This window comes from Algoriphagus pacificus (assembly GCF_017254845.1).
Classification (GTDB): domain Bacteria; phylum Bacteroidota; class Bacteroidia; order Cytophagales; family Cyclobacteriaceae; genus Algoriphagus; species Algoriphagus pacificus.
On the sequence record NZ_JAFKCU010000001.1, the window covers coordinates 1,455,681 to 1,477,508 of the forward strand.

Annotated in this window: 22 protein-coding genes and 1 tRNA gene; 7 read left to right on the forward strand and 16 right to left on the reverse strand. The window is 39.4% G+C overall.

The window, feature by feature from the left end; all coding sequences use genetic code 11:
• Positions 1-35: 35 nt before the first annotated feature.
• The 4 genes from J0A69_RS06220 to J0A69_RS06235 all read right to left on the reverse strand — a co-directional run bounded on the left by J0A69_RS06220 (position 36) and on the right by J0A69_RS06235 (position 5,949).
• On the reverse strand, positions 36-821 hold the full coding sequence (locus J0A69_RS06220) for a hypothetical protein (RefSeq protein ID WP_206585652.1): 786 nt from the start codon (positions 819-821) through the stop codon (positions 36-38).
• Positions 818-2,215 (reverse strand): mercuric reductase, encoded by a 1,398-nt coding sequence (locus J0A69_RS06225; protein WP_206585653.1) that lies wholly within the window; start codon positions 2,213-2,215, stop codon positions 818-820. Before J0A69_RS06225 ends, J0A69_RS06220 begins: the two co-directional genes overlap by 4 nt.
• Positions 2,216-2,339: 124 nt before the next feature.
• Entirely contained in the window at positions 2,340-2,897 is a 558-nt protein-coding gene (locus J0A69_RS06230; protein ID WP_206585654.1) for a hypothetical protein, read from the reverse strand.
• A 127-nt stretch (positions 2,898-3,024) separates the two neighbouring features.
• A complete protein-coding gene (locus J0A69_RS06235; RefSeq protein ID WP_206585655.1) occupies positions 3,025-5,949 on the reverse strand; it encodes a S9 family peptidase in 2,925 nt (974 codons plus the stop codon).
• 256 nt (positions 5,950-6,205) lie between these two features.
• Between J0A69_RS06235 and J0A69_RS06240 the strand changes: the two genes are divergently transcribed.
• On the forward strand, positions 6,206-7,201 hold the full coding sequence (locus J0A69_RS06240; RefSeq protein WP_206585656.1) for a TolB-like translocation protein: 996 nt from the start codon (positions 6,206-6,208) through the stop codon (positions 7,199-7,201).
• 59 nt (positions 7,202-7,260) lie between these two features.
• On the opposite strand, the gene J0A69_RS06245 is transcribed toward J0A69_RS06240, so the two are convergent.
• Positions 7,261-8,970, reverse strand: coding sequence for an amidohydrolase (locus tag J0A69_RS06245; protein WP_206585657.1), 1,710 nt, complete (start codon positions 8,968-8,970; stop codon positions 7,261-7,263).
• 63 nt (positions 8,971-9,033) lie between these two features.
• A complete protein-coding gene (locus J0A69_RS06250) occupies positions 9,034-11,121 on the reverse strand; it encodes a T9SS type A sorting domain-containing protein (protein ID WP_206585658.1) in 2,088 nt (695 codons plus the stop codon).
• Between the two features lie 90 nt (positions 11,122-11,211).
• Here J0A69_RS06250 and J0A69_RS06255 point away from each other — a divergent pair, with 90 nt between their 5' ends.
• Both J0A69_RS06255 and J0A69_RS06260 read left to right on the forward strand, forming a co-directional pair.
• On the forward strand, positions 11,212-12,507 hold the full coding sequence (locus tag J0A69_RS06255) for a UDP-N-acetylmuramoyl-tripeptide--D-alanyl-D-alanine ligase (RefSeq protein ID WP_206585659.1): 1,296 nt from the start codon (positions 11,212-11,214) through the stop codon (positions 12,505-12,507).
• A 52-nt stretch (positions 12,508-12,559) separates the two neighbouring features.
• Positions 12,560-13,237 carry a DUF2461 domain-containing protein gene (locus tag J0A69_RS06260; RefSeq protein ID WP_206585660.1) on the forward strand — a complete coding sequence of 226 codons (678 nt, stop codon included), beginning with the start codon at positions 12,560-12,562 and terminating at the stop codon, positions 13,235-13,237.
• On the opposite strand, the gene J0A69_RS06265 is transcribed toward J0A69_RS06260, so the two are convergent.
• From J0A69_RS06265 to J0A69_RS06295, 7 genes are all read right to left on the reverse strand, one after another.
• Positions 13,232-14,041, reverse strand: coding sequence for a Cof-type HAD-IIB family hydrolase (locus J0A69_RS06265; RefSeq protein ID WP_206585661.1), 810 nt, complete (start codon positions 14,039-14,041; stop codon positions 13,232-13,234). The two genes, J0A69_RS06260 and J0A69_RS06265, sit on opposite strands and share 6 nt — an antisense overlap.
• Positions 14,042-14,129: 88 nt before the next feature.
• Positions 14,130-14,402 (reverse strand): hypothetical protein, encoded by a 273-nt coding sequence (locus J0A69_RS06270; protein WP_206585662.1) that lies wholly within the window; start codon positions 14,400-14,402, stop codon positions 14,130-14,132.
• Between the two features lie 17 nt (positions 14,403-14,419).
• Positions 14,420-14,755 (reverse strand): hypothetical protein, encoded by a 336-nt coding sequence (locus tag J0A69_RS06275; protein WP_206585663.1) that lies wholly within the window; start codon positions 14,753-14,755, stop codon positions 14,420-14,422.
• A 124-nt stretch (positions 14,756-14,879) separates the two neighbouring features.
• Positions 14,880-15,338 carry a hypothetical protein gene (locus J0A69_RS06280; protein ID WP_206585664.1) on the reverse strand — a complete coding sequence of 153 codons (459 nt, stop codon included), beginning with the start codon at positions 15,336-15,338 and terminating at the stop codon, positions 14,880-14,882.
• Between the two features lie 346 nt (positions 15,339-15,684).
• Positions 15,685-15,758: transfer RNA gene (locus J0A69_RS06285), tRNA-Ala, on the reverse strand.
• A gap of 48 nt (positions 15,759-15,806) precedes the next feature.
• Positions 15,807-16,427 (reverse strand): recombination mediator RecR, encoded by a 621-nt coding sequence (gene recR, locus J0A69_RS06290; RefSeq protein WP_206585665.1) that lies wholly within the window; start codon positions 16,425-16,427, stop codon positions 15,807-15,809.
• Between the two features lie 10 nt (positions 16,428-16,437).
• The gene (locus tag J0A69_RS06295; protein WP_236032671.1) at positions 16,438-16,731 is read right to left on the reverse strand and encodes an ATP-dependent Clp protease adaptor ClpS; all 294 of its coding nucleotides are present in this window, start codon (positions 16,729-16,731) and stop codon (positions 16,438-16,440) included.
• A gap of 52 nt (positions 16,732-16,783) precedes the next feature.
• On the opposite strand from J0A69_RS06295, the gene J0A69_RS06300 reads away from it, so the two are divergent.
• Entirely contained in the window at positions 16,784-18,226 is a 1,443-nt protein-coding gene (locus J0A69_RS06300) for a sodium:solute symporter (RefSeq protein WP_206585666.1), read from the forward strand.
• On the opposite strand, the gene J0A69_RS06305 is transcribed toward J0A69_RS06300, so the two are convergent.
• Both J0A69_RS06305 and J0A69_RS06310 read right to left on the reverse strand, forming a co-directional pair.
• Entirely contained in the window at positions 18,227-18,565 is a 339-nt protein-coding gene (locus J0A69_RS06305) for an MGMT family protein (RefSeq protein ID WP_206585667.1), read from the reverse strand.
• Complete coding sequence (locus J0A69_RS06310; protein WP_206585668.1) at positions 18,546-19,439, reverse strand: mechanosensitive ion channel family protein; 894 nt, start codon at positions 19,437-19,439, stop codon at positions 18,546-18,548. Before J0A69_RS06310 ends, J0A69_RS06305 begins: the two co-directional genes overlap by 20 nt.
• A gap of 58 nt (positions 19,440-19,497) precedes the next feature.
• On the opposite strand from J0A69_RS06310, the gene J0A69_RS06315 reads away from it, so the two are divergent.
• Genes J0A69_RS06315 through J0A69_RS06325 form a run of 3 tightly spaced genes read left to right on the forward strand, consistent with a single transcriptional unit; the run spans position 19,498 to position 21,101 of the window.
• Positions 19,498-20,175 carry an SDR family NAD(P)-dependent oxidoreductase gene (locus J0A69_RS06315; RefSeq protein WP_206585669.1) on the forward strand — a complete coding sequence of 226 codons (678 nt, stop codon included), beginning with the start codon at positions 19,498-19,500 and terminating at the stop codon, positions 20,173-20,175.
• Between the two features lie 8 nt (positions 20,176-20,183).
• Positions 20,184-20,645, forward strand: coding sequence for a nuclear transport factor 2 family protein (locus J0A69_RS06320; protein ID WP_206585670.1), 462 nt, complete (start codon positions 20,184-20,186; stop codon positions 20,643-20,645).
• Positions 20,646-21,101, forward strand: a complete 456-nt coding sequence (locus tag J0A69_RS06325; protein WP_206585671.1) for a hypothetical protein — start codon at positions 20,646-20,648, stop codon at positions 21,099-21,101.
• Between the two features lie 3 nt (positions 21,102-21,104).
• Here the strand turns inward: J0A69_RS06325 and J0A69_RS06330 are convergent, their stop codons facing one another.
• Positions 21,105-21,521: an META domain-containing protein gene (locus J0A69_RS06330; protein WP_206585672.1), complete on the reverse strand. Its 417-nt coding sequence runs from the start codon at positions 21,519-21,521 to the stop codon at positions 21,105-21,107.
• Positions 21,522-21,828 lie beyond the last annotated feature (307 nt).

The window sequence follows — 21,828 nt, forward strand, 5'->3', positions numbered from 1 at the left end:
GAGGTAACTGATTTCAAAAACTCTTCCGATCTAGTTTATTTAAGTTTGAATGGCGCTGTTGCTCTGTTTTTGTATCCATGGATACTTGCAGCAACAAATAGAACAAGCGCTGCAATAGCAGCTGTCCACTGGATCTCTGGGATACTTTCCCAATGTCTAACAGCAATAGCGATAAAGGCCCAAACTCCTACCATGGCAAACTCACGCATGTTTCGAGTCTGGATCATAAAGAGATTTACCACAGCTCCAATAGCAATCATGATCATAGTCCAGGTAACTTCATTGAATGGACCAGTCCAACCGATTTTAGCGAGATAGGCAGAGATATTTGCAATCGTTGCGACAGCGATCCAACCGCTATAAATGCAAATTGGCCACCAAAGCCAGAAAATGATGGGTCTTGGCGCATGCCATCTTTCCATATTGGTATTTAAAACCACAATTAAAAGCGAGGCAAGAATACCCAGCATGACGACTACACTGATGCCGGTATATTCCATCAGCCACATGTAAATCCATAAGCCATTGCCAATGTTTGCTAGGATTAAATATGGTCCAACTTGGGATAGAAAATCGGAATCTTTGCTGCTGCTAAAAGCTCTGGAAACGAAGAAAATTGCCTGGGCAAAAAGTGATAAGAAAATGATTCCCCAAATCGAAAAAGCATAGCTGGCAGGTGTAAAGAGGTTTTGATATTTAGCACTTAATGAGCCAACCGTATTTCCGTTCAACCCATTAACTCCTGCTGAATAATTCCAGAAAATGACAAAAAGCAATACCACTAAATTCAGAATAGCATATAGTTTATGAGACTTTTTCATGATGAGGCATTTAAGGGTTTTAATTGTTGAAGAAGGGTAGGAATCAATTCTGTGACGGTTGGATGAGTTTGGATAGAATTCATCAAAGTCTTATAGCTTAATTTACCATACATGGCTGTCAGGAAAATTCCAATAATTTCATCTCCACCTATTCCCAAAACCGCTACCCCTAGGATTTGTTCTGTCTCTTGATCCACGATTACTTGCATTTTTCCCTTGGTTTCACCTTTCTCTCGAGCTCGATTGATTTGTGACATTTCCATTTCTGCAAAGAGTATTTTCTTTTCGGATTTCTTGGCCTGAGCTAAGGTCATTCCTGCTCTTCCTAAAGGAGGATCGGTATACAAAGCATAATTGAGAATTCGATCGCTTACTTTTCGTTTTTTATCTCCAAAAAGCTGATTTTTCAAGACTTCAAAATCATTGTAAGAAGTGTGGGTAAAAGCTCCTTTCCCATTGCAATCTCCCAAAGCATAGATTCCTTTTACATTTGTTTCCAGGGTATCGTTTACTTGTACAAATCCCTTTACATCTACTTTGAGACCAGCTGCAGGAGCATTGATCAAATCAACATTTGACTGTCTGCCTGTTGCCAAAAGTAAATGAGAACCGGATGCCTGTTTCTGTTCACCTCCGCAGTTCATCAGAACTGTGACTCCTCCTTTAGGATTATTTTTTCCTTCGAGGCAATGGGAATTGCACAACACTTTGATTCCTTCTGATTCCAATATCTCGCGGATTCTAACAGAGATATCAGGATCTTCCTTCGAGATCAATCGACCGCTCATTTCAATTATCGTGACTTTGCTTCCTAGCCTTCGGAAAATCTGAGCAAATTCCAACCCTATGTAGCTCCCTCCCACAATCAACAAATGGTCGGGTAATTCTTCTAGTTCTAGAATACTTTCATTGGTCAGATACTCGACTTCTTCGAAGCCTTGAGGAATCCGAGGCCTTGTTCCCACATTGATGAAGATATTGGGAGCAGTGAGGATGGAAGATCCAGCTTGAACAGTCTTCTCATCTATGAAAAATCCTTTTGCCTGAAAAGTGGTAATCCGGCTTTCTTTTCGGAGTCCATCCACCAAGCCATCATGAGATCCTGCTACTATTTTATCCTTTCGCTCTTTTACTTTCCGAAGATCAACTTTCTCCAATTTGGGGTTGGGGATTCCCAGGTCTGAGGCATTTCTTATTTCCCAAGCTCGTCTCGCACTTGCCACATAAGCTTTGGTTGGAGTGCAACCAGTGTTGACGCAGGTACCTCCGAATTTCCCTTTTTCTATCATTGCTACATTCATTTTCTGGCCTGCTAGGGCAAAAGCAAGTGGATTTCCGGCTTGACCTGAACCGATAATAATGGCATCAAAAGTCTGTTTTTTTGCTTCTTTCATAGAAAAATGGTTTCAGTATCCTGAGATTATCTTTCTATAATTTACAAAGATGAGTCCATGAAAAAAGGAACCACGGTGATTTGGTTCCCTTGTTAGTTCTGGGATTTGGTATTTGAATGATTTTCTAGGTCAATTTTGGAATGGCATTTCTGACATTTTCATGAAACTCATTGATGGCCTTCGTGTGGAAATAGGGATAAATGATTTTGTCTCGAAACCAGGAACCGCTTCGATAAAAAGTTTTATGGGAAACTTCCGTTTTGCCATTTTCCAAGGTCTTGAAAGTGATGAACTGACTGCCTTCTGATTTGGAGTTTTCCAGATAGCAAATCCGGATCAATTTTTTCGCTTTATCGACTTCCATGACTTCATGCCCAACCGTCAATTTCACTGCCCCATTAAATACGTGGAGGTTCAAAATGATCACTTGTCCAACTCCCATTCCATCCTTGTATTCTTGTCCAGGAAACACTTCTTCTCCTGTAGATCTGGAATAAAGTTGGTTGAAATGGATCATCTTACCTGCCCAGGCTTTTGCCGGATCAATTGTCACGTAAGTATTCCAAACTACATCAAATGGCTGATCATAAAGGTATTTTTCAAAATGCTCGTGATAATTCGGGTCAGTTTCTGAATAGCAAATCGAGTTTAATTTGGAATAGGGGGATTGATGTGAGGCCATCGAGATTTAATTGGGCGAAATGTAATAAGTTGAGGTTCCCTATGGAATAGGAAATAAAGTAAATGAATGCTCTTGGATTGGCAAACTGATTCATAAAAAAAGGAGTCCGATCTGGACTCCTTTTTTATTAAAATGCTCTCTTTTCGAGATGTTCATCTAAATCCAATTTGTTGATTCCTTTGGACAACCAATCAGGAGCTTCTTCTCCTTTCAGGTGATGGTTGAAAAATTCCATCATTCTTACACTGTAATCTTTTCGGTTTTCTAACTTGCCAAGACCATGGTTTTCACCTTTGTATTGAACCAATACTACTGGCTTCTTCAATCTTCTCAAAGCTGAATAATACTCAATTCCCTGAGTGAAATCTACCGCTCCATCCTTGTCGTTATGAAGCATCAAGAGAGGAGTAGTTACATTTTTTACGTGGTAAACTGGGCTGTTTCGCTCGTAAGAGTCCCAGTTTTCCCATGGACCTCCAGTGAATCTACCCTGAGAAGCTTCGAAAATTGACATGTTTCCTCCACCGGAATTCCAGTAGATCAAATCATACATCGAGATCATATTGGTCAATGGTGCTCCAGCCGCAGCCGCTTTAAACATATCTGTTTGAGTAATCAAGAATGCAGTTTGATAACCACCCCAAGAGTGTCCATGAATACCAATGTTGTTTTCATCGATTACTCCAGTTGCTATGGCAGCTTTCACCCCAGGGATCACACACCAAACCGCAGACATACCCGGATCATCCATTTTGTAAACGATGTCTGGAATAAATACTGCAAAGCCATTGCTCGTGTAAACATTAGGATTCCATCCCGTGCCACTGTAGCCTGGATTGGACCAGTTGTGTCTGGTTTGGGATAACTTTTCATAGTAATAAACGACTGTCGGATACTTTTTGCCTTCCACATATCCAGCAGGAAGGAACAAAGCACCTTGCAAAGTGTCTCCTTTGTCAGAAACATAATCCACTAATCTTGTACCTGCTGACCAAGAATATTTAGAAGCATCCGGAGCGTTTTCAGTGACTTTTTTAGCTGAAGCAAGTGAAGCATCAGCTACATAAAACTGAGTTGGCTCATTGTAAGTCTCTTTGCTGTAGAAATAAACCGGTGCATTTTCAGCCTTTTGAAGAGATCCGATGGATGCATCTTCCCAAACCAATTTTTCGGTTCCGGCAGCAAGTCCATTCTTTTTAGCAGGATTGATTTTAGCAATTCCGATTTTCTTGGTCCATTCTCCATAGATTCTGAAGTATTGTGGCTTGCTTACATCAATACCTTTTTCCTCTCTGTCTAAAGAGAATCTGTACTGGTATCTGATTTTTTCGGCTCTTCCATCTTGAGTCAGGTTAATTGCCTTTTCTTTCCCATCAGCTACCGGTACTTGCCAGATGTCCCAACCATCACTGATAAATACATAATCGCTATTAGATGACCAGCCTAAGAAGCTTTCCAGAGGCTTTTTGACATTGTGATCATCCTCGGTATCCACAAAAGAGACAGGAAGACCTGCTGTTAAATTTTTCTCTTCGCCGCTGGCAATGTCATAGATGTAATAATTGCCATCGTATCCATAATTCAATTTTGTTCCATCAGGAGAAGGTCGAGGATAGGAAGAGAAGCTCGGAAGATAGAAATTGGTGAAAAGCGTAGTTTTTTCTCCAGTTTTTAAATCTACCAAATAGAAGTCACGATAATTCTGACCATCCAAATTGATGTCCAATTCATATTTCTGAAGATCGGATCCCACAGCATATTTTTCTTTTGGAAGGATGCTAAGATCCTTCATAGAACTGTCCTGAAGTGCGATATGCTTTCCTGCTGCCACATCGTACATAGCCCAAAAACTGTAGTTCTTGTCCATGTTTTCCAATACCTGCTGACGAGATTGCAATCTGCTGTCATTCCAATGCCAAATGGTCATATCAGGTTTGTCAGCATCTCCTTTTTTAGGAGCAGTCTTAGTGGTATCAAGTTTGGAAATCGCTTTTTGTAGATCTTTGATTGTATGGATCGAAGTATCAGCCATGATTTTTTTCATTGCCTCTGCCTCTGCTTTTGCAACTGAATCCTTGTCCACTTCTTTTTTGGCTTCCTCTTTTTTAGCTAAAACCAATGGGTGAATGCCATAAAAAAGTCTGGTTAAATCTTCAGACCACATCGGTCTTCTGTTAGGGCTGATGGTATAATCCTGGTCAAAACCCGTTGAATCTTTATTAGGATCATAAAGCGTTACTTGCGGTGCGGCCAGGTTTTTCACCCCGATGACCTTCCCTTGGTCTTGCTTGTATTTTTTATCTTCCACCATTTTCAAAGCGGCAAAAGCATCTCCTTTTTCTGTCCAACTCAGCGATTTGTAGCTAGCCTTGTCATTTTCCAAGACAGTTGTGCTATTGTTAGCAAGATTGAACAAGTAAATACCGTTTCCGGATTTATTGGCAGCATCTACAGTGTAGGCCAAGTGGGTTCCTGGCTTGTTAAAGGAAAATTCCAAGACATTACCCAAGGTTAAAGCCTTCTCAGAATTCAAGTTATAAATCAATAAATCGGAGCCCTTTCCTTCACCATTTCCATCTTTTGGAAGGTTGATAGCTAGAACAGATGATGCATCATTATTGAAAGAGAAAGTGCTAACTTTTTCGAAGGTCTTTTTCTCGTCAGATCCCAATTTGACTAAATGAAGTTTGTCATGGAGTGGTTTCCCTTTTGACTTTTCGTTTTTCTTTTTTTCGTCAAATGATGGGTCTTCTTTGAAAGCAATCCACTTGGAGTCTTTGCTAAAAGCCACTTGTTGCCCAGTTACACCTCCAATTTTGTAGGTTTTTTTACTTTCTGGATCATTCACTTTTTGAACAATGAGCTCTCCATCTCCTTCCAACTGTACAATGGTATAAGCCATCCATTGACCGTCAGGAGAAACTTCAAAGCTGCCTCCATTCATGTATTTCCAGGTTGGAATATCTTGCCAAGTAATGGGCTTTAAGTCTTGGGCATGGGTGCTAATAGCTAGAAATGCCAGCACCCAAAAAATTGATAAAATTTTTCTCATGGGATTGGATTTATATTGAAATAGTGAAAATAGGGAAAAAATGGGAAGTAATGAGTTTGCCAGTGGATGGGAGGCAATTCTTAAGGTTTTTTGGATTTGAAATATATAAATGGGTAAAGGGATTTCAATTATGGATAAATCTGACTTGATTTAGTTGAATAATTCATTAGTTTTAAATTAGCATTTAGAACTCTACTCATCCCTATTTTTTATGTTAATCAAGCGAAATTTTGGACTTCTCAAATATCAAGAATCTATGAAAGGCTTTTACTTAGTCTTATTTCTTGAGGTAATTCTATTTTCTTGTAATCAAAAAAAATATCCAGTCGGTATCTTTCCTGAAGAAGCAGTGAATTTGTCAGTGGTAAATTCATCTTCTGACGATATGAATTCTGATATCCCGACAATTAACCATGAGGTTAATCTTATTTTTTCATCAAATAGAATAGGCTCTCAACCTAACCATTATAACCTTGTTGAGTCGAGTCTAGTGTTTTATTGGGATAAATCTGAAGGGATTTTAAGCGTAAATAAAGGGAACACATCTTTTGATACTAGTATAAGAGATTGGGTAAAAAAAACGGAGTCTACTTTTAATGAAAAGGGACCATATAGCTTTTCAGATAGTAATAATGACAAGTTTTTACTTTTTAGTAGGGATAATGAAACTGGTATATATTCAATTCATTTGGAGCCCGAATCGTCAAATATTTCTGAGGTTAAAGGGAATATAAGTTTTAGGGTTTTGGATGATTTCTCCAATGAAATGTATCCCAGCTTTTATGGTAAGGATTTTTTGAAAGGAGCAGGAGTTGAAAGTCAGGGGAAAGTGGAGAAAATGCTATTCACCTCGGATAAAGATGGAACATTCGATATATATGAAGTGGATATTCCTGCTAATTCTAATCCAATAGAGTTGTTGATTGGTGAAACCGAAAAGAATATCAAAAAACTATCTATTAACACCACAGCCAATGAGCATATGCCTTTTGTCTATGGAGATATCTTGGTGTTTTCTTCAGATCGCCCAGGTGGTTTGGGTGGATTTGACCTCTACTATTCATTGAAGACTGCTGATGGATGGACTGAGCCGGAGAACTTTGGTCCGAAAGTCAATTCAGAATTTGATGAATACCGTCCAGTGGTTTCTGATCACCCGGAATTCTCAAATAGAGTAATGATTTTTTCCTCAAACAGACCCGGAGGACTAGGAGGTTTTGACCTTTACTTTGTTGGTATTCCAAAATTTTGATAAAAAAACCTGCTTCGTAAAAAGCAGGTTCAAGGTTTTATTTCAATTTTCAGTTATTATCATTCTGATTTCTGGAAGACAATTTTTCCGCCCACCACAGTCATCATTACCTTGCTTTCCAAGATTTCGGATTCTGGGATTTCCATGATGTTTTTATCGAAAACAGTGAAATCAGCTGCTTTTCCTACTTCGATCGAGCCTTTGTAATTTTCTTCAAATTCAGCATAAGCACCATCTAAAGTATAGGATTTCAAAGCTTCCATACGGGTCATTTTTTGACTTGCTTCATAGCCTCCATCAGGAGTTCCTTCCAAGGTTTGTCTGCTCACAGAAGCAAAAAACGAAGGAATTGGATCAACTGGCTCCACTGGTGCATCAGTTCCGTTTGCGACTACAGCTCCACTTTGCATCAATTTTTGCCAAACATAGGCGCCATCCACAATTCGCTTTTCTCCTAGCCGATCAATGGCCCAAGGTCTATCCGAACTCAAATGGATTGCCTGCATGGCCGCGATGACTCCCATTTCTCCAAATCTCGGAATGTCTTCCAGATCGATATGCTGTGCATGTTCAATTCGGAATCTGAGATCTTTGGCATCAGGGAATTTTGAAAATGCGGTTTCGTATTGATCCAAAACTTCCCGGTTGGCACGATCTCCTATGGCATGCGAACAAACCTGAAATCCTGCAGGAATGGCTTTTTCAGAAACCTGTCCTACCACTTCCATAGGCAGTGTTTCATGGCCAAAGTGACCCGGTCTATCCGAATATTCCTCCAATAACCAAGCTCCTCTGGACCCTAATGCCCCATCACAAAATAATTTGATGGATCTAACCGTGAAAAGATGATCCACACTGTCAATCATCGGCCCTTTTTTGTACCAATTCTCTAACAGCTCTGGATTACTTCCAGCTAACATCATGTAATGTCTTGAGGTCAGTTTTCCTTCTTTCTTAAATTTCAGCAGCAAATCAATGGTTTCTTGACCACTTCCAGCATCGTGGAAGCTTGTAATTCCTTTTTCTGCCAATTCCTGAAGTGCCAAAGTCAAAGCTTGAGCTGCTCTTTCTGGAGTCTCTTGAGGAACTAACCTTTGAACAAGTCCTGAGGCTCTTTCCGTCAAAACTCCAGTTGGATTTCCTAATTCGTCTAAAATGATTTCGCCACCTTCAACTTCTCCAGGACGCTCTCCAGTAAGATTTGTGATTCCTGCCATTTCCAAGGCTTTATCATTCGCAAAAGTCGCATGGCCAGAGGCATGTCTCAGGAAAACCGGATTGTTTGGAGAAACCTCGTTTAATTGATCGTTGGTTTGGAAACCTTTGACCATTTTTTCTGGCTTCTCGATCCATTTATCCTGATGCCATCCTCTACCTGTGATCCAATCTCCCGGCTTTGCCTTGGCCACAGCTTCAGCAACTTTTTCGACCAGTTCATCATATGTTTTTACATACATCAGATCCAGTTCCAGTTTGTTATAGCCTATCCCCATCAAGTGCGCGTGGGATTCGATAAGTCCTGGAGTCATTGTCTTTCCCAAAAGGTCAACCACCTGAGTTTGATCAGAAATGTAGTCTCCCATTTCTTCAGAACTTCCTACGGCCAAAATCATCCCGTCTTTAACTGCCACCGCTTCAACTTGTGGATTGGATTCATCAACGGTGTAAATGCTTCCGTTTAAAAAGACTAAATCTGCTGGTTCGGATTTGTCCGAAGAGCAACTGATTAATAGTAAACAGCTGAGTAAATAAAAGTATAATTGCTTCATGGGTTGGTTTTATATGCTGCATTAAGCTAGCTCATATTATCCAATCAACAAAGCTTCAGGGTTTTACTGGAGCCAGATTTTTCTGGAAGCTGAGAATTTTCCATTTACTTCCAATTGAAGAATATAAAGGGCAGGAGGGAAAAAGCCAGCTTGGATTTCAAGTTCCTTATTCGCCTCAATTTGAATGTTTTCCAGTAAAACCTGACCCATGGAATTCACCAACCGACCAGTCGCAGGAAGGTTAGAAATTATTTTAATCGGACCATCGCTAGGGTTTGGATAGACCCTGATTTTAAATTCTCCTTCACCACCAGGATTTTCAGAACTTTTAGATTTCAAATAAATCAATCCTCCGGCTCTTGTACCCAAAATCAAATCAGGTGTGCCTTCAAAAACAGGTCGGACCACAGTGATCCAGGTATTTCTACCCAAGCGAGTTGGTAGATTTTGGTTTCCGATTTCGACCAAAATTTCTGATCTCGTGTTCGAATTCATGAAATCAGAAATCTTTATAAGTTTCCCTAGCTGATCCACTGCAAATAGATCTGGTTTTGGTTTGTTGTAGACAGCCACTGATAGATTTCTATTGGCTGGATTGTCCACAAAACCTAAAAAATCCTCTTCGATTAGTGTTGAATTCATTGTGGTAAAATCAAGCTCATACAAATCCAAACTTCCGTTTTGAGCAGCCACGAGCATCAAGTCTTTTGATTCGTAATTGAAAAATTGGAGAAAGTCCCCTCGGCTGGGATTATAGCCTGAAAAACTGATTGGGAGATATTCAGTTTTTAAGTCGTTTAGCTCAAATAACTTTTGGGAAGGAATTCCATTGGTTGTAGAAATCCCTGAAATGATGTCATGAAAATCCCCTTGTTTATCTGTGAATAAAATGTTTTGGGCATCTGTGAGGTTCAGTGCATCCAACAGAGAATTGAGCACTTCGGTCTCTAGGAAAGTACCATCTTCCAAATGAAAAAACGATTGTTTACCTCTGATTTGGCCATCAATCAGCTTGTTGGAGAGAATGAAAATAGAACCTTCATTTTTATTTCCAATAAATAGAGGTCTGCTGTTTTCTCCTAAATCAATCATTTGATTTTGAAGGAAAGGAGAAGTGATTTGTCCTGATTTTTCGAACTTGACTATGGAATTTTCAAAATCAACCCCATAAGTAGCTGCAGTTTCATTTGTGTTTAATCCAATGATTAAATCTCCATTGATTTCTTGAGCAGTGTGAAAAATCGGGAACTCTGGAAGTACTCCAAACTCCGGTAATTCACTTGATATTTCAGAGAAAATAGGTTGTTCAGTTGTTCCTTTGTTGGGTAAAAAATAAAGCCTTGCACACTCATCTCTGCCAAGCAATAAGTCAGGAATCCCATCTTGATCAAAGTCTTGATATAATATGCTATGGCCGCCACTGTGTTGAATTTTGGCGTTTTCATCGATTGCGATTCTTAGATCAATGCCGCTACAGGTTCGTCCAACACTGATTTCACCGCAGCCACAAAACTCAAAATTTCCCCAATGAGCAACCGGAAAAGCAAAACCGTCTACATCGGGATTGCCTGTTCTGTCTATGCTTGTGTTTTCATAAAATTCCAGATAATCACCAGAAGCAAAATTGAAAATCACCAAGTCCAAATCCCCGTCACCATCTAAGTCCTGAATCAAAGGTGTATCTAGATTATTGGCTTGGATGTTACCAGAGCCATCAATTTTCAGGAAGTTTTGGGCAACTTCCCATGAAATCTGGTTTCCAGTTGAAGTGTTTTTGAAAACTTTGATTCCCAAAGCTGTGGAAGTAAACAGGTCCTTTCGACCATCTTGATCAAAGTCTTTTAATACCAAAAAGCCAGCAATTTCTTCGGGGAAAAAGTAAGAGAGCTCAGGCAAATGAGTAAATACTTCTCCATCCTTTTTGTAAACCTGCAATTGTCTGGAATTGATGTCCCAAATAACCCATTCCTCGATTTGATCTCCATCTAGATCGATGTTTTGGATTTGAGCTGAATTGATTCCTCCTGAAAAAGGAGAGGAGAGCACATTACCCTGTGTTTCCACCGGAGGTGTGTCTGAAAAAGTGTAGACTTCTTGAGAATATGCGTGAATTGAGAATAGAAATAAAAAGAGAAGTAAAAATATTCGCATAAATCAGTTTGAGAAATCTAAAATTAATACGGATGTATCACCTCAAAGATGTGAATGATTCGTTTATTTTGGGAGTAAAATTCTTTCAAAATGAATATTTCCATTCTCTACGATCTTTTTAAGAAAAGTACAGGAGTCAGCACCGATACCCGCAAAATTGAAAAAGGAAACCTCTTTTTTGCCTTGAAAGGGCCAAATTTTGATGCCAATGAATTTGCGCCTAAGGCATTGGAAATGGGGGCTTCATTGGTAGTGATCGATGATCCCCAGTATTTTATAGAGGATGATGAACGCTATTTTCTGGCGAAAGATTGCCTGAAAATGCTTCAGGTCTTAGCTAATTATCATCGTAGGAAATTGGATATTCCGATCATTGGACTGACAGGTTCAAATGGTAAAACTACTTCCAAGGAATTGCTTAATGCTGTTTTACAAAGGAAATTTAAGACGGTTGCGACTGTCGGGAATTTGAACAACCATATAGGAGTTCCCTTGACTTTGCTTTCTATCTCAGATGAGGCGGAGTTGGCAATTGTGGAAATGGGAGCAAATAAGCAGGGTGATATTCAGGAATTGTGTGAAATCGCCGAACCAACACATGGCTTTATCACAAATATTGGGAAAGCACATTTGGAAGGAATGGGAGGGCCTGAAGGGGTTTTAAAAACCAAGACTGAACTTTTCCAGCATCTCAGAGAAAACAAAGGAACAGTTTTCATCAATTCTCAGGATCCGATTTTATCCAATTTGGCCAAACGATTTGAAAATCCGGTTCTGTATCCAGCCAAAGGAGATTTTTGCCAAGTTGATTTTGTGGAAGCAAACCCATTTGTCAAGTTTTCGATTGAAGGGAAAGAAGAAGTCTATTTAAGTTCCTTGATAGGAGCCTACAATTTTGGAAACATTGCAACAGCTTTGACAGTGGGAAAATTCTTTGGTGTTTCTATGGCTGACGCTGTCCAAGCTGTCGTTTCCTACAAGCCATCCAATATGCGTTCTCAGTTGATTGAAAAGCGCAGCAACCTGATAATTTTAGATGCCTACAATGCCAATCCATCCAGCATGGAAGTCGCTATCCGGACTTTCGGAAATATGACTGGCAAAAAGCATAAAATGATCATTTTAGGGGATATGTTCGAATTGGGAGATCATGCGGAGGCTGAGCATGCCAAGTTGGGAGAAATAGTCAGCGAGTACGAAATTGATAAAGTTTGTTTCACCGGAAAGCTGATTGCCTCAGCTTTGACCAAAGCGCCTAAAGCCTTGTATTTTCCTGATCCTTTTTCCTTTAGAAACTGGCTTCAGGATAGCAATTTGGAAGATTATCTCATCCTGATCAAAGGAAGCAGAGGGATGAAATTGGAGGGATTGGTTGACTTCATTTAAACCAAAATCTTTTTCTTACAGTTATCAAAATTCAACATTAACAGTATTCTGAATGAGACCTTACCTGAAATTTCTCTCTGAGCTAGCCGAAAACAATCATAAAGAATGGATGGATGCCAATAAAAAATGGTATTTGGAATGTAAGGAAGAGTTTCTGGAGGATGTCGGTGTTATTTTAAAAGGATTAGCAGAATGGGAGCCGGCTTTTGAGGCCTTTAAGCCAAAAGACTGTGTGTTTCGCCAAAATAGAGATGTGAGATTCTCCGCAAACAAAGACCCCTACAAAACCAATTTTGCAGCATATTTTTCACCGAAAGGAAAGAAATCCGAAGGTCCTGGATATTACCTACATGTTCAGCTGGGACAGTCATTTATCGGAGGTGGAATCTGGATGCCTCAAGGGGAAACCTTGAAAAAGAACAGGAAGGAAATTGATTATTCAGGCGGGGAGTTGAAGAAAATTGAAGATGAGAAAGATTTTAAAAAGACTTTTGGTGAAATCCAAGGTGAAAAGCTCAAAACCAGCCCAAGGGATTTTGAAGCAGACCATGAATACATTGAATACCTCAAACTGAAAAGCTTTACTGTTACGACAGCATTGAAAGATAAGGAAATAGAAAGCGGCCAATTTATTCAGCTGGCGCTATCTGGATTCCGTACGATGCGTCCTTTTCAGGATTTTTTGACCAAAGCAGTTGAAGATGTGGAGGATGGATCTGGGATTTTATAGGAACAATTTCTCCAAAGTTACAGCCACTCCATCTTCCTTATTTGTCAAGGTAATTTCCTTTGCAACTGCTTTCACTTCTGGCCTAGCGTTGGCAACTGCCACACCCAAACCTACGGATTGCAAGAGGTCGATATCATTGTAATTGTCTCCAAATGCGACCACTGATTCCATACCGAAATCAAATGAATGATCCAGAATTCTCTTTAAACCCGTGGCTTTCGAAATAGCTTTTGGGGCGATTTCAAGATAGTTATCATTGGATCGATAGAGGTGGAGGTCTTTGGCATGCTCAAAATGGAGTTCCCCGAAAAGCCAGGAGATTTCCTGAGATTCTCCCATGCACATAACTTTGTGCGCGCCAGAGTTATCTTTGGACCAAAGGGATAATACCTCGGAACTTGGAAGCCAAGTACAAAAGGTTTTGGTGTTTCTTATTTCCCTTTGGGACCAGTAATCATCTTTTTCTTCATACCAATCTTCTCCTTGGTATAGACTCACATGGATTTCGGTATTTTTTGTAAGCGAAAGAATTTTTGAAACGAGTTGCAATGGAATGCTAACAGAATCCAGAACTTCACCATTTCCTCCTAAAACGAAACCACCGTTGTAGGCAATAAGAGGTTGGTTAATTTTACCTAGGTCTTGGACCAAATGTCTCATCGCATTCGGCATTCTGGAACTGGCCAAAATAACTGGAAAATCCACAGGGAAAGTACTGACTACTCGTTTGAGTCGAGCAGATAAATCACGTTCAGAATTGAGGAGGGTGCCGTCAATGTCCGAACAGAAAGCTTTTATTTTCATTTGCTTATTGTCGTATTTAATTGGTCTAATAGAACTTAGAAGGACAAATGATCAATTTTTTTGTCGCTCTCATTCCAGCTCGATTTAATTAATCGAATTCTGACCAGTCTATTTCATCCGCAAAATTGGTGAAAAAACTAAAGCCAATTATTGCTATGAATATTATTACTGAAGCAAAAATAATAAGTCTCACGATCAACTCAGCTTTTGCCCAATTCGCTTTATCTGGATCTGTATTAGTATCCACTGCCCAAACTATGAGCATGATAAAACCAATCAAAGGAAGTCTTTTGATGACCACTGCAATAATCCAATCTCCCAGAGTCATGGGTGGTTTTTTGTATTCAGGTGGCATTTCCATAGTGGGGGTAGATTAAGTTAAAAGTCTTTAGTTTCGAACGTATATTCTTGCATGGCCATATTTTCTGGATTATTGGGGTCAGTTTGAATAAACTGAACGGTGATTTCACGGTAATTTTCAGAATTTTCAAAGTCAGCCAAATAGATTTCAGCACATTTTCTTGCTAGAATTTCCGGTTGATTTCCAAGTTTTACCGGGTCGCCATTTTCTAATTTAAGAAAAATAGTTGATTCAGTATGGTCATCTACAGTGGAACTATTCAACGCTACACTCATCCCTCTAAAATCTCCTAGTGCACGGATCTCCTCCGAAGGCATAAAACCTTCTCCCATCATACTTTCCATACCTTTCATCGCAAATTTTGCAATATTTTCAGGATTGCAGGAGCAAGAGGATAGGAGTGAAATGGAAAAAAATAACAGGAAAAAAAAGGCGAATTGTCTTCGAATCATAGCTGATTTTTTAGACAAGATACAATTACTCTTCTTCCTTATCAACCTGTAGAATTACAGTATAATCTTTTTCTGTGTAGGATTTTGTGGTATTTGGATAAGGCGTAACATCCACTAGTTTGAAAAGATATCCCATAAATGAAACTTCTGAAGGGATATTGTTGAAAGGAGGGTAACTGCTTAAAGAAAATTTTTCTTCAGTTCCGTTAACTGCAATAACTACTTCCAATTCTACAACTCCTTGCCAAATACATTGGACATTTTCAGGACATCTTGAATCCCCGAGGATTTTAGAAAAAGTAATCGAAATTGGTTCTGTGCAAAAATTGATTGTGCTTTTGAAATCTATTTCAGCTGGATTTCCAAGTTGGTAGTCCGTACAAGGAGATTCTCCTTGACAGGAAGTAGTCATTAGAGGAAATAAAGGCAAATAAATCAAAAGGAGGAACCAATGATTCAGCGGAGTTTTATGATTTGTTTTCATTGCTATTAGGACGCAAGAAATAAAATAAATGCAACAAAAATCATTTTCTCAGATTCTGAAAATCAGGGAATTCCTATATTTTTTTTAGAAATCAATCCTGAGGAATAAAAAAAGCCTCACATTTCTGTGAAGCACTTAAGTGGAGAATAACGGTCCACGATAGCTATCGGGACGAACCGTTGACCAAAGAAAGTTTTTAAGGTAGAAAACAAAAAAGCCTCACATTTCTGTGAAGCTTTTACGTGGAGAATAACGGTCCGCGATAGCTATCGGGACGAACCGTTGACCAAAGAAAGTTTTTAAGGTAGAAAACAAAAAAGCCTCACATTTCTGTGAAGCTTTTACGTGGAGAATAACGGATTCGAACCGTTGACCTCTACACTGCCAGTGTAGCGCTCTAGCCAACTGAGCTAATCCCCCAAATGGAGTGCAAATATAGAAAGTGCAGTTAACTGTGCAAACAATTAATTACTCTGACGAATAATTAATTCGGGTCAGAATACTTCTACCTAAAGTTACCTCATCCGTGTATTCGAGTTCGCCGCCGACAGGAATTCCTCTTGCTATCGTACTTACTTTGATTCCTTTTTCATTTAGCCTTTTTGCTAAATAAAATGAGGTAGTATCACCTTCCATCGTGGCACTCAATGCTAAAATGATTTCTTTCACAGAATCTTCTCCAGAGTTCTGAGATGCTCTCTCTATCAGAGATTCAATTTTAAGCTCTTCTGGACCAATTCCCTGAATAGGAGAAATAACTCCTCCCAATACATGGTATAATCCCTGAAATTGGTTGGTGTTTTCAATGGCCAATACGTCTCTAATATCCTCTACCACACAAATCACCGTTTTGTCCCTTCGCATACTGGAGCAAATACTGCATTCTTCCCCATCCGAGATATTATGGCAGGTCTTACAGTATTGTATTTCTTGACGCATTCTGGTCAGTGCCAAAGCTAATGCCTCGGTATGAACTTCATTTTGCTTTAATAAGTGTAGGGCCAGACGCAAAGCAGTCTTTTTTCCAATCCCAGGTAGTCTGGAGATTTCGGTGACTGCGTCTTCAATAAGTTTGGAAGGGATGTTCACTCAATTCTATTTAAACTATGGCAGCTTGAATTCCGGCATCTAATATAGCTTCACACATAGGTTTCAGCTCCTCGATGCTCCCTTTTTTTACAGCACATTTTCCTTTGAAGTGGATAATCAAAGTACACTGTTCTGCCTGCTCAGTTGAGTGCTTGCAAACTTTTACTAAAATGTTTGCGACATGGTCGAAAGTATTGACGTCGTCATTGTAAACAATTAGATCAGAGGAATCTAGGTCAACTACCTCTTCCAACAATACTTCTGTTTCTTCTTGATATTGATAAGTCATGCTCAATCGATTCATTTTGCAAAATTAATAATAATAGACAACTTAGCGGCTAATCCATCCCGCATTTATGAATTCACAAGTAGTTCTAGTCGTAATTTCCTGCTATTTCTTACTGCTTTTTTTGATTTCATGGTTCACTTCACGCAAAGTTTCCGGCGAAACCTTTTTTACAGGGGATAGACAATCGCCTTGGTTCCTAGTGGCTTTTGGGATGATAGGAGCCTCACTTTCAGGCGTTACATTCATTTCTGTACCAGGTGAAGTAGGTAATTCTAACTTCTTCTACTTCGAAGTTGTTTTGGGATATACGCTGGGTTATTTCACTATTGCCAAAGTTCTTTTACCGCTTTATTATCGTCTTAACCTGGTTTCTATCTACTCCTATTTGGAAGACAGATTTGGATTTTGGTCCTACAAAACCGGTGCGTTTTTCTTTATTCTTTCAAGGACAGTTGGGTCTTCCCTTCGTGTATTCTTAGTAGCCTCTGTTTTACAGTTGATTCTATTTGATTCACTCGGCATTCCCTTTTGGGTTTCAGTTTTAATTACTGTAGGGTTGATTTGGCTTTATACATTTAGAGGTGGGATCAAAACAGTGGTTTGGACAGACACCTTACAGACATTCTTTATGCTAGCTGCCGTAGTGGTCAGTATTGTTTTGATTGGTAGAGAATTAGAACTTTCCAGTATTAGTGATTATTTCAAGGTTGTTTCTGAAGATCCTAGATCCAAAATATTCAATTGGAATTGGAAAGACGGGACCAATTTCTTCAAGCAGTTTATTTCTGGAGCATTCATTACCATTGTCATGACTGGCTTGGATCAGGATATGATGCAGAAAAACTTGACCTGTAAGAATATTGGGGATGCCCAGAAAAACATGTTTTGGTTTACGATTTGTCTCGTAATCGTTAACCTCTTGTTTTTGAGTTTAGGGGTGATGCTTTATCTTTTTGCAGAGACTAAAGGAATTCCGCTTCCGGGTAGATCTGATGAGCTTTTCCCTTTATTGGCAACCCAGCATTTTTCTGCTTTTGCTGGAATTGTCTTTGTTTTGGGGATTACGGCGGCAGCTTATTCAAGTGCAGATTCTACTTTGACTGCTTTGACTACTTCATTTTGCATCGATTTCTTGGAATTGGAAAGAAAATACCCGGCCGATCAGCGAGTCAAAGTGAGACAGAGGGTGCACATTGCTTTTACTTTTTTGATGTTCTTAGTCATCCTGATCTTCCATTGGTGGAATGATCAAAGCGTCATCAATACAGTTTTTGTGATTGCGGGCTATACCTATGGGCCTTTATTGGGTCTTTATTCCTTTGGCTTATTTACCAAAATGAAAGTGAAAGACAAAGTTGTGCCTTACCTTGCTGTTTTAGCTCCTTCTTTGACCTATTTGGTAGCATCCAACTCAGAAAAATGGCTTTGGGGTTATAAGTTTGGGTTCGAAGCTTTGATCCTCAATGGTCTCCTGATGTTTATTGGTTTGTGGATTTTCCGCAAAAAATAATCACAAGGCGAGTTCTAGGTCAGGATTCCAAAATACCTTGTCAAAATCCTGGATCTGGTCATTTTCTACTTTGATGCCTTCTTTTTCTAATGCTTCCTGCATCGCTGTAGGGGTAATAAAATGATGCTTGCCTGTCAATAATCCAAGACGATTGACCACACGGTGAGCTGGAACATCTGGCATGGTATGAGCTGCATTCATGGCATAGCCTACCATTCTGGCTCCACTTTTTATTCCTAAATAATGAGCAATTGCCCCATAGCTGGTGGCTCTTCCGGGAGGAATTTCTTTTACAACCTGATAAACTAGTTCAAAATAATTAGGCTTCTCTTTCTTCATGGGAGAGGTTTAAAATTGCTTGGTTTACGATTTTTTTCAATTTGTTTTCTGCCTCTTTTTCTCCCGTCTTGATCGGGAATTGGAAGCGGACGAGACTTGTTTCAGACTTCCTGTCCAAGATATTCAATTGGGCACCTTTCAGATAGACTACTTCCGAAAAAGTTTCGATTTGAGCTTTGAGACTCTTCTCCAAATCATTCAATTCTAGCTTGCTTTCATTCTTGACTTCGAAATCAAAGATCATCTGATGGGCATTGTTTCTAGAATAATTGACGATCTCACTTGCCAAAACCATCGAGTTTGGCACAATGATAATTTCACCTGTTTCGCTGCGCAAAATTAGATTTATCAAAGTGATGTCTCGGATGAAACCTGTGTTTTTACCAATATGTATTTTGTCTCCGATCTCCAGTTGATCCGAAAACATGATGATCAAACCATTGGCAATGTTGGTGATGTAATCCTTGGTCAATACAGCAATAGCTGCTGCGACAATGGTAATACTGGTCAGGAATTCCAAGGGGCGGATACCCAAGGCTAGCATCAAAGAAATCAAAAGGATGATCACATTCAGGATCCATGAGATTCTATCAATCCCTATGACAAAATTCGGTTGGACTTTTTCATCTCTGGTCTTTTTGAGATAAAACCGTAACGCTGCAAACCTCCCAAGGGAAATGATCAAATTACCGCTAAGCAAAAAAACACAGGCCCGAATCAGGTTGTTAATTGCTGGGTAGGTTTCCAGAAATGGGCGTAACATCGTGTCTCCCACATAGATGTAGTCCAGTGCGATCAAGATTAAAAGTTTGAAAACAAAATTTCTTCTTTTGACGCTTTCCTTACTCTGGATGCTCGTTTTTAAGTGATTCATGCCTAATTCAAAAATTAAGGGTAATTTTAAGGATATTCAGACAGAATTTTTCAAAAGCATGCGTAGAAATATCATAATAACAGGAGCAAGTGGAAATTTGGGGACAGCAGTTGTCGAAAAGTTTAAAAGAGAAGGATATCATGTCATTGTGTTAACTCATCCAGAGTTTGATGAGGTAGTAGAAGAAGCTGATGATAGCTATGAAGTGGATGTAACAGACGAAACACAAGTGTCTGATTTCGTCAAAGAGTTTCAGCTTCAATATGGTGAGTTGGATGCCTTGGCTTTATTAGTTGGAGGTTTTGCCATGGGTGGTTTTGAGAAAACCAGTCAGGAGGATATCCAGAAAATGTTTCAGCTAAACTTTTTTAGCGCATTTCATTTGGTCAGGGGCTTCTTGCCAATTATGCAGAAGCAGCAAAAAGGAACTTTCCTTTTCGTAGGTGCAAGACCCGCTTTGGAACTGGAAGCAGGAAAAGACGTGCTGGCCTATGCATTAAGTAAAAAGCTGGTGATTACTCTGACCGAAATTTTAGGTGAAGAAATCAAAGATTCATCCATTCGTTCCCATGTGTTTGTGCCAAGTATTATTGACACGCCTAAAAACCGGGAATCGATGCCAGACGCAGATTTCTCCAAATGGGTGAGACCACAGGAGATTGCTGAGGCAATGCATTATGCTGTAAATACCCCTGCTCTTAGAAATATGACTTTTAAATTATACGGTGAAGTATAGTCTATTTTATGAAAATAAAATTCCTTTTAACAACCCTTGTTCTTTTCTCTTGCTGCATAAGTGCCTTTTCACAGACCGAAGAAGCGGATGTGAAAGCTGTGATCATCTCCTTATTTGATGGGATGCGGGCAAAAAATTCGGAGCAAATTTTAAATGCATTTTCTGCTGATGCCATCATGCAGACGATTCAGGATAAGCCAGAAGGAACGACAATCGGGAGTAATTCAGTTGCTGATTTTGCAAAAAGCATTGGATCAGTGCCAGAAGGTACAAGCCTTGACGAGCGAATTACAGATTATCAAATCAATGTGGATGGGAATATGGCTACAGCCTGGACTCCCTACCAGTTTTATCTGAATGGTAACTTCAGCCATTGCGGGGTAAATTCATTTCAATTGGTGAAACTCGAAGGGAAATGGAAGATCGTTTACATCATCGATACCCGACGCAAAGAAGCTTGTATAGAGTAAATGGACGATTTTAAAGGGAAGGTTTTCGAAGCCGCATTCAAATTACTGAAAGAGCGGAATGATCTTTTGGCGGAAGAGTTAAAATCCTTGGATCATAGCATACATGAAGACACAAAAAGCTCTGCGGGAGATAAATATGAGACCGGTCGGGAAATGATCCGGCAGGAAATCGGAAAAGTCGAAAATCAGTTCAAGCAGAACAAAGTTTTTTTGATGGAAATCACCCATCTCTTTGAAAACGAAAAGTCACATCCCAAAATCTCTGAAGGAAGCCTGTTGCAATGGGGTGAAGATTGGCTTTTCATCTCTGTCAGCATAGGTCAAATAGAAGTTGCAGACAAAAAAGTATTCTTCTTGAGTAAAAACTCACCGCTTGGCCAAGAATTACTGGGTAAGAAAAAGCTGGATTCTGTGTCTTTCAGAGGAAAGACAAAAGTTATCAAAGAGCTTCTCTAACATTTACTCCTTTGGACTCAACTTCATTAAATCCCCGGATTCATTTTGTAGGACTAGCCAATCTCCTGATTTTTTGAATTTCGTGACCCCTTTTAAAGTGTTTAGGAATAGCTCTTCTTTCACTCCATGGCAAATTTTTTGTGTCATAGCTCCTGGGTCTAGTTCTAGGGATGCATCTTCAAGCTTATAAATCCCTGAGAAAACATTACACCCGCTCCCTCCAGACAGTCTTCCTGCTTCCATGAAAGTTAAATAAGGAATTTCTTCTTGGAAATCAGTTGAAAGGTCTCCAGATCCGGCAATTGATTCAAGCACCCAGGTTTTATTGCTTAAAAAACCGACAGCTGTTTTTTGGACTGGTTTGCAGTTAGCTAACACAACTGCCAAAAAAATGATTGGAATTACTCTAAAAGCTTTCATAAAGTTGGGGATTTGATCTATTATCAATTTATTAATTTCTCTAACCAAATTCTATATGGGGTTTTGTAATTAACACCTTGGATTGAAACTGAAAATTGATAAATCGCATGATTTTTTATCTAATTATTAAAGAAAGTGCATCTTTTTTGAAAAACAATAAAGGATTGTTTGGCATATCAAATTTTTGGCAGTAAGATTGTCCAGTCAATTCTCCGGATATGGTATTTGCAGCAAAAAATTCGTTCCCAAAAAATCAGTTTACTTTAGGTAGAACAGTTGCGCGTACACCTTTTTTTATGTCCACAGG

Bases quoted from the DNA above. Each gene is read 5' to 3' on its own strand.
- J0A69_RS06225 (WP_206585653.1), bottom strand. From the start codon at position 2,215: ATGAAAGAAGCAAAAAAACAGACTTTTGATGCCATTATTATCGGTTCA.
- J0A69_RS06220 (WP_206585652.1), bottom strand. From the start codon at position 821: ATGAAAAAGTCTCATAAACTATATGCTATTCTGAATTTAGTGGTATTG.
- J0A69_RS06330 (WP_206585672.1), bottom strand. From the start codon at position 21,521: ATGAAAGCTTTTAGAGTAATTCCAATCATTTTTTTGGCAGTTGTGTTA.
- J0A69_RS06295 (WP_236032671.1), bottom strand. From the start codon at position 16,731: ATGAATCGATTGAGCATGACTTATCAATATCAAGAAGAAACAGAAGTA.
- J0A69_RS06230 (WP_206585654.1), bottom strand. From the start codon at position 2,897: ATGGCCTCACATCAATCCCCCTATTCCAAATTAAACTCGATTTGCTAT.
- J0A69_RS06320 (WP_206585670.1), top strand. From the start codon at position 20,184: ATGAAAATAAAATTCCTTTTAACAACCCTTGTTCTTTTCTCTTGCTGC.
- J0A69_RS06305 (WP_206585667.1), bottom strand. From the start codon at position 18,565: ATGAAGAAAGAGAAGCCTAATTATTTTGAACTAGTTTATCAGGTTGTA.
- J0A69_RS06280 (WP_206585664.1), bottom strand. From the start codon at position 15,338: ATGAAAACAAATCATAAAACTCCGCTGAATCATTGGTTCCTCCTTTTG.
- J0A69_RS06325 (WP_206585671.1), top strand. From the start codon at position 20,646: ATGGACGATTTTAAAGGGAAGGTTTTCGAAGCCGCATTCAAATTACTG.
- J0A69_RS06300 (WP_206585666.1), top strand. From the start codon at position 16,784: ATGAATTCACAAGTAGTTCTAGTCGTAATTTCCTGCTATTTCTTACTG.
- J0A69_RS06260 (WP_206585660.1), top strand. From the start codon at position 12,560: ATGAGACCTTACCTGAAATTTCTCTCTGAGCTAGCCGAAAACAATCAT.
- J0A69_RS06310 (WP_206585668.1), bottom strand. From the start codon at position 19,439: ATGAATCACTTAAAAACGAGCATCCAGAGTAAGGAAAGCGTCAAAAGA.
- J0A69_RS06270 (WP_206585662.1), bottom strand. From the start codon at position 14,402: ATGGAAATGCCACCTGAATACAAAAAACCACCCATGACTCTGGGAGAT.
- J0A69_RS06275 (WP_206585663.1), bottom strand. From the start codon at position 14,755: ATGAAAGGTATGGAAAGTATGATGGGAGAAGGTTTTATGCCTTCGGAG.
- J0A69_RS06250 (WP_206585658.1), bottom strand. From the start codon at position 11,121: ATGCGAATATTTTTACTTCTCTTTTTATTTCTATTCTCAATTCACGCA.
- J0A69_RS06235 (WP_206585655.1), bottom strand. From the start codon at position 5,949: ATGAGAAAAATTTTATCAATTTTTTGGGTGCTGGCATTTCTAGCTATT.
- J0A69_RS06240 (WP_206585656.1), top strand. From the start codon at position 6,206: ATGAAAGGCTTTTACTTAGTCTTATTTCTTGAGGTAATTCTATTTTCT.
- J0A69_RS06245 (WP_206585657.1), bottom strand. From the start codon at position 8,970: ATGAAGCAATTATACTTTTATTTACTCAGCTGTTTACTATTAATCAGT.
- J0A69_RS06255 (WP_206585659.1), top strand. From the start codon at position 11,212: ATGAATATTTCCATTCTCTACGATCTTTTTAAGAAAAGTACAGGAGTC.
- J0A69_RS06265 (WP_206585661.1), bottom strand. From the start codon at position 14,041: ATGAAAATAAAAGCTTTCTGTTCGGACATTGACGGCACCCTCCTCAAT.
- J0A69_RS06315 (WP_206585669.1), top strand. From the start codon at position 19,498: ATGCGTAGAAATATCATAATAACAGGAGCAAGTGGAAATTTGGGGACA.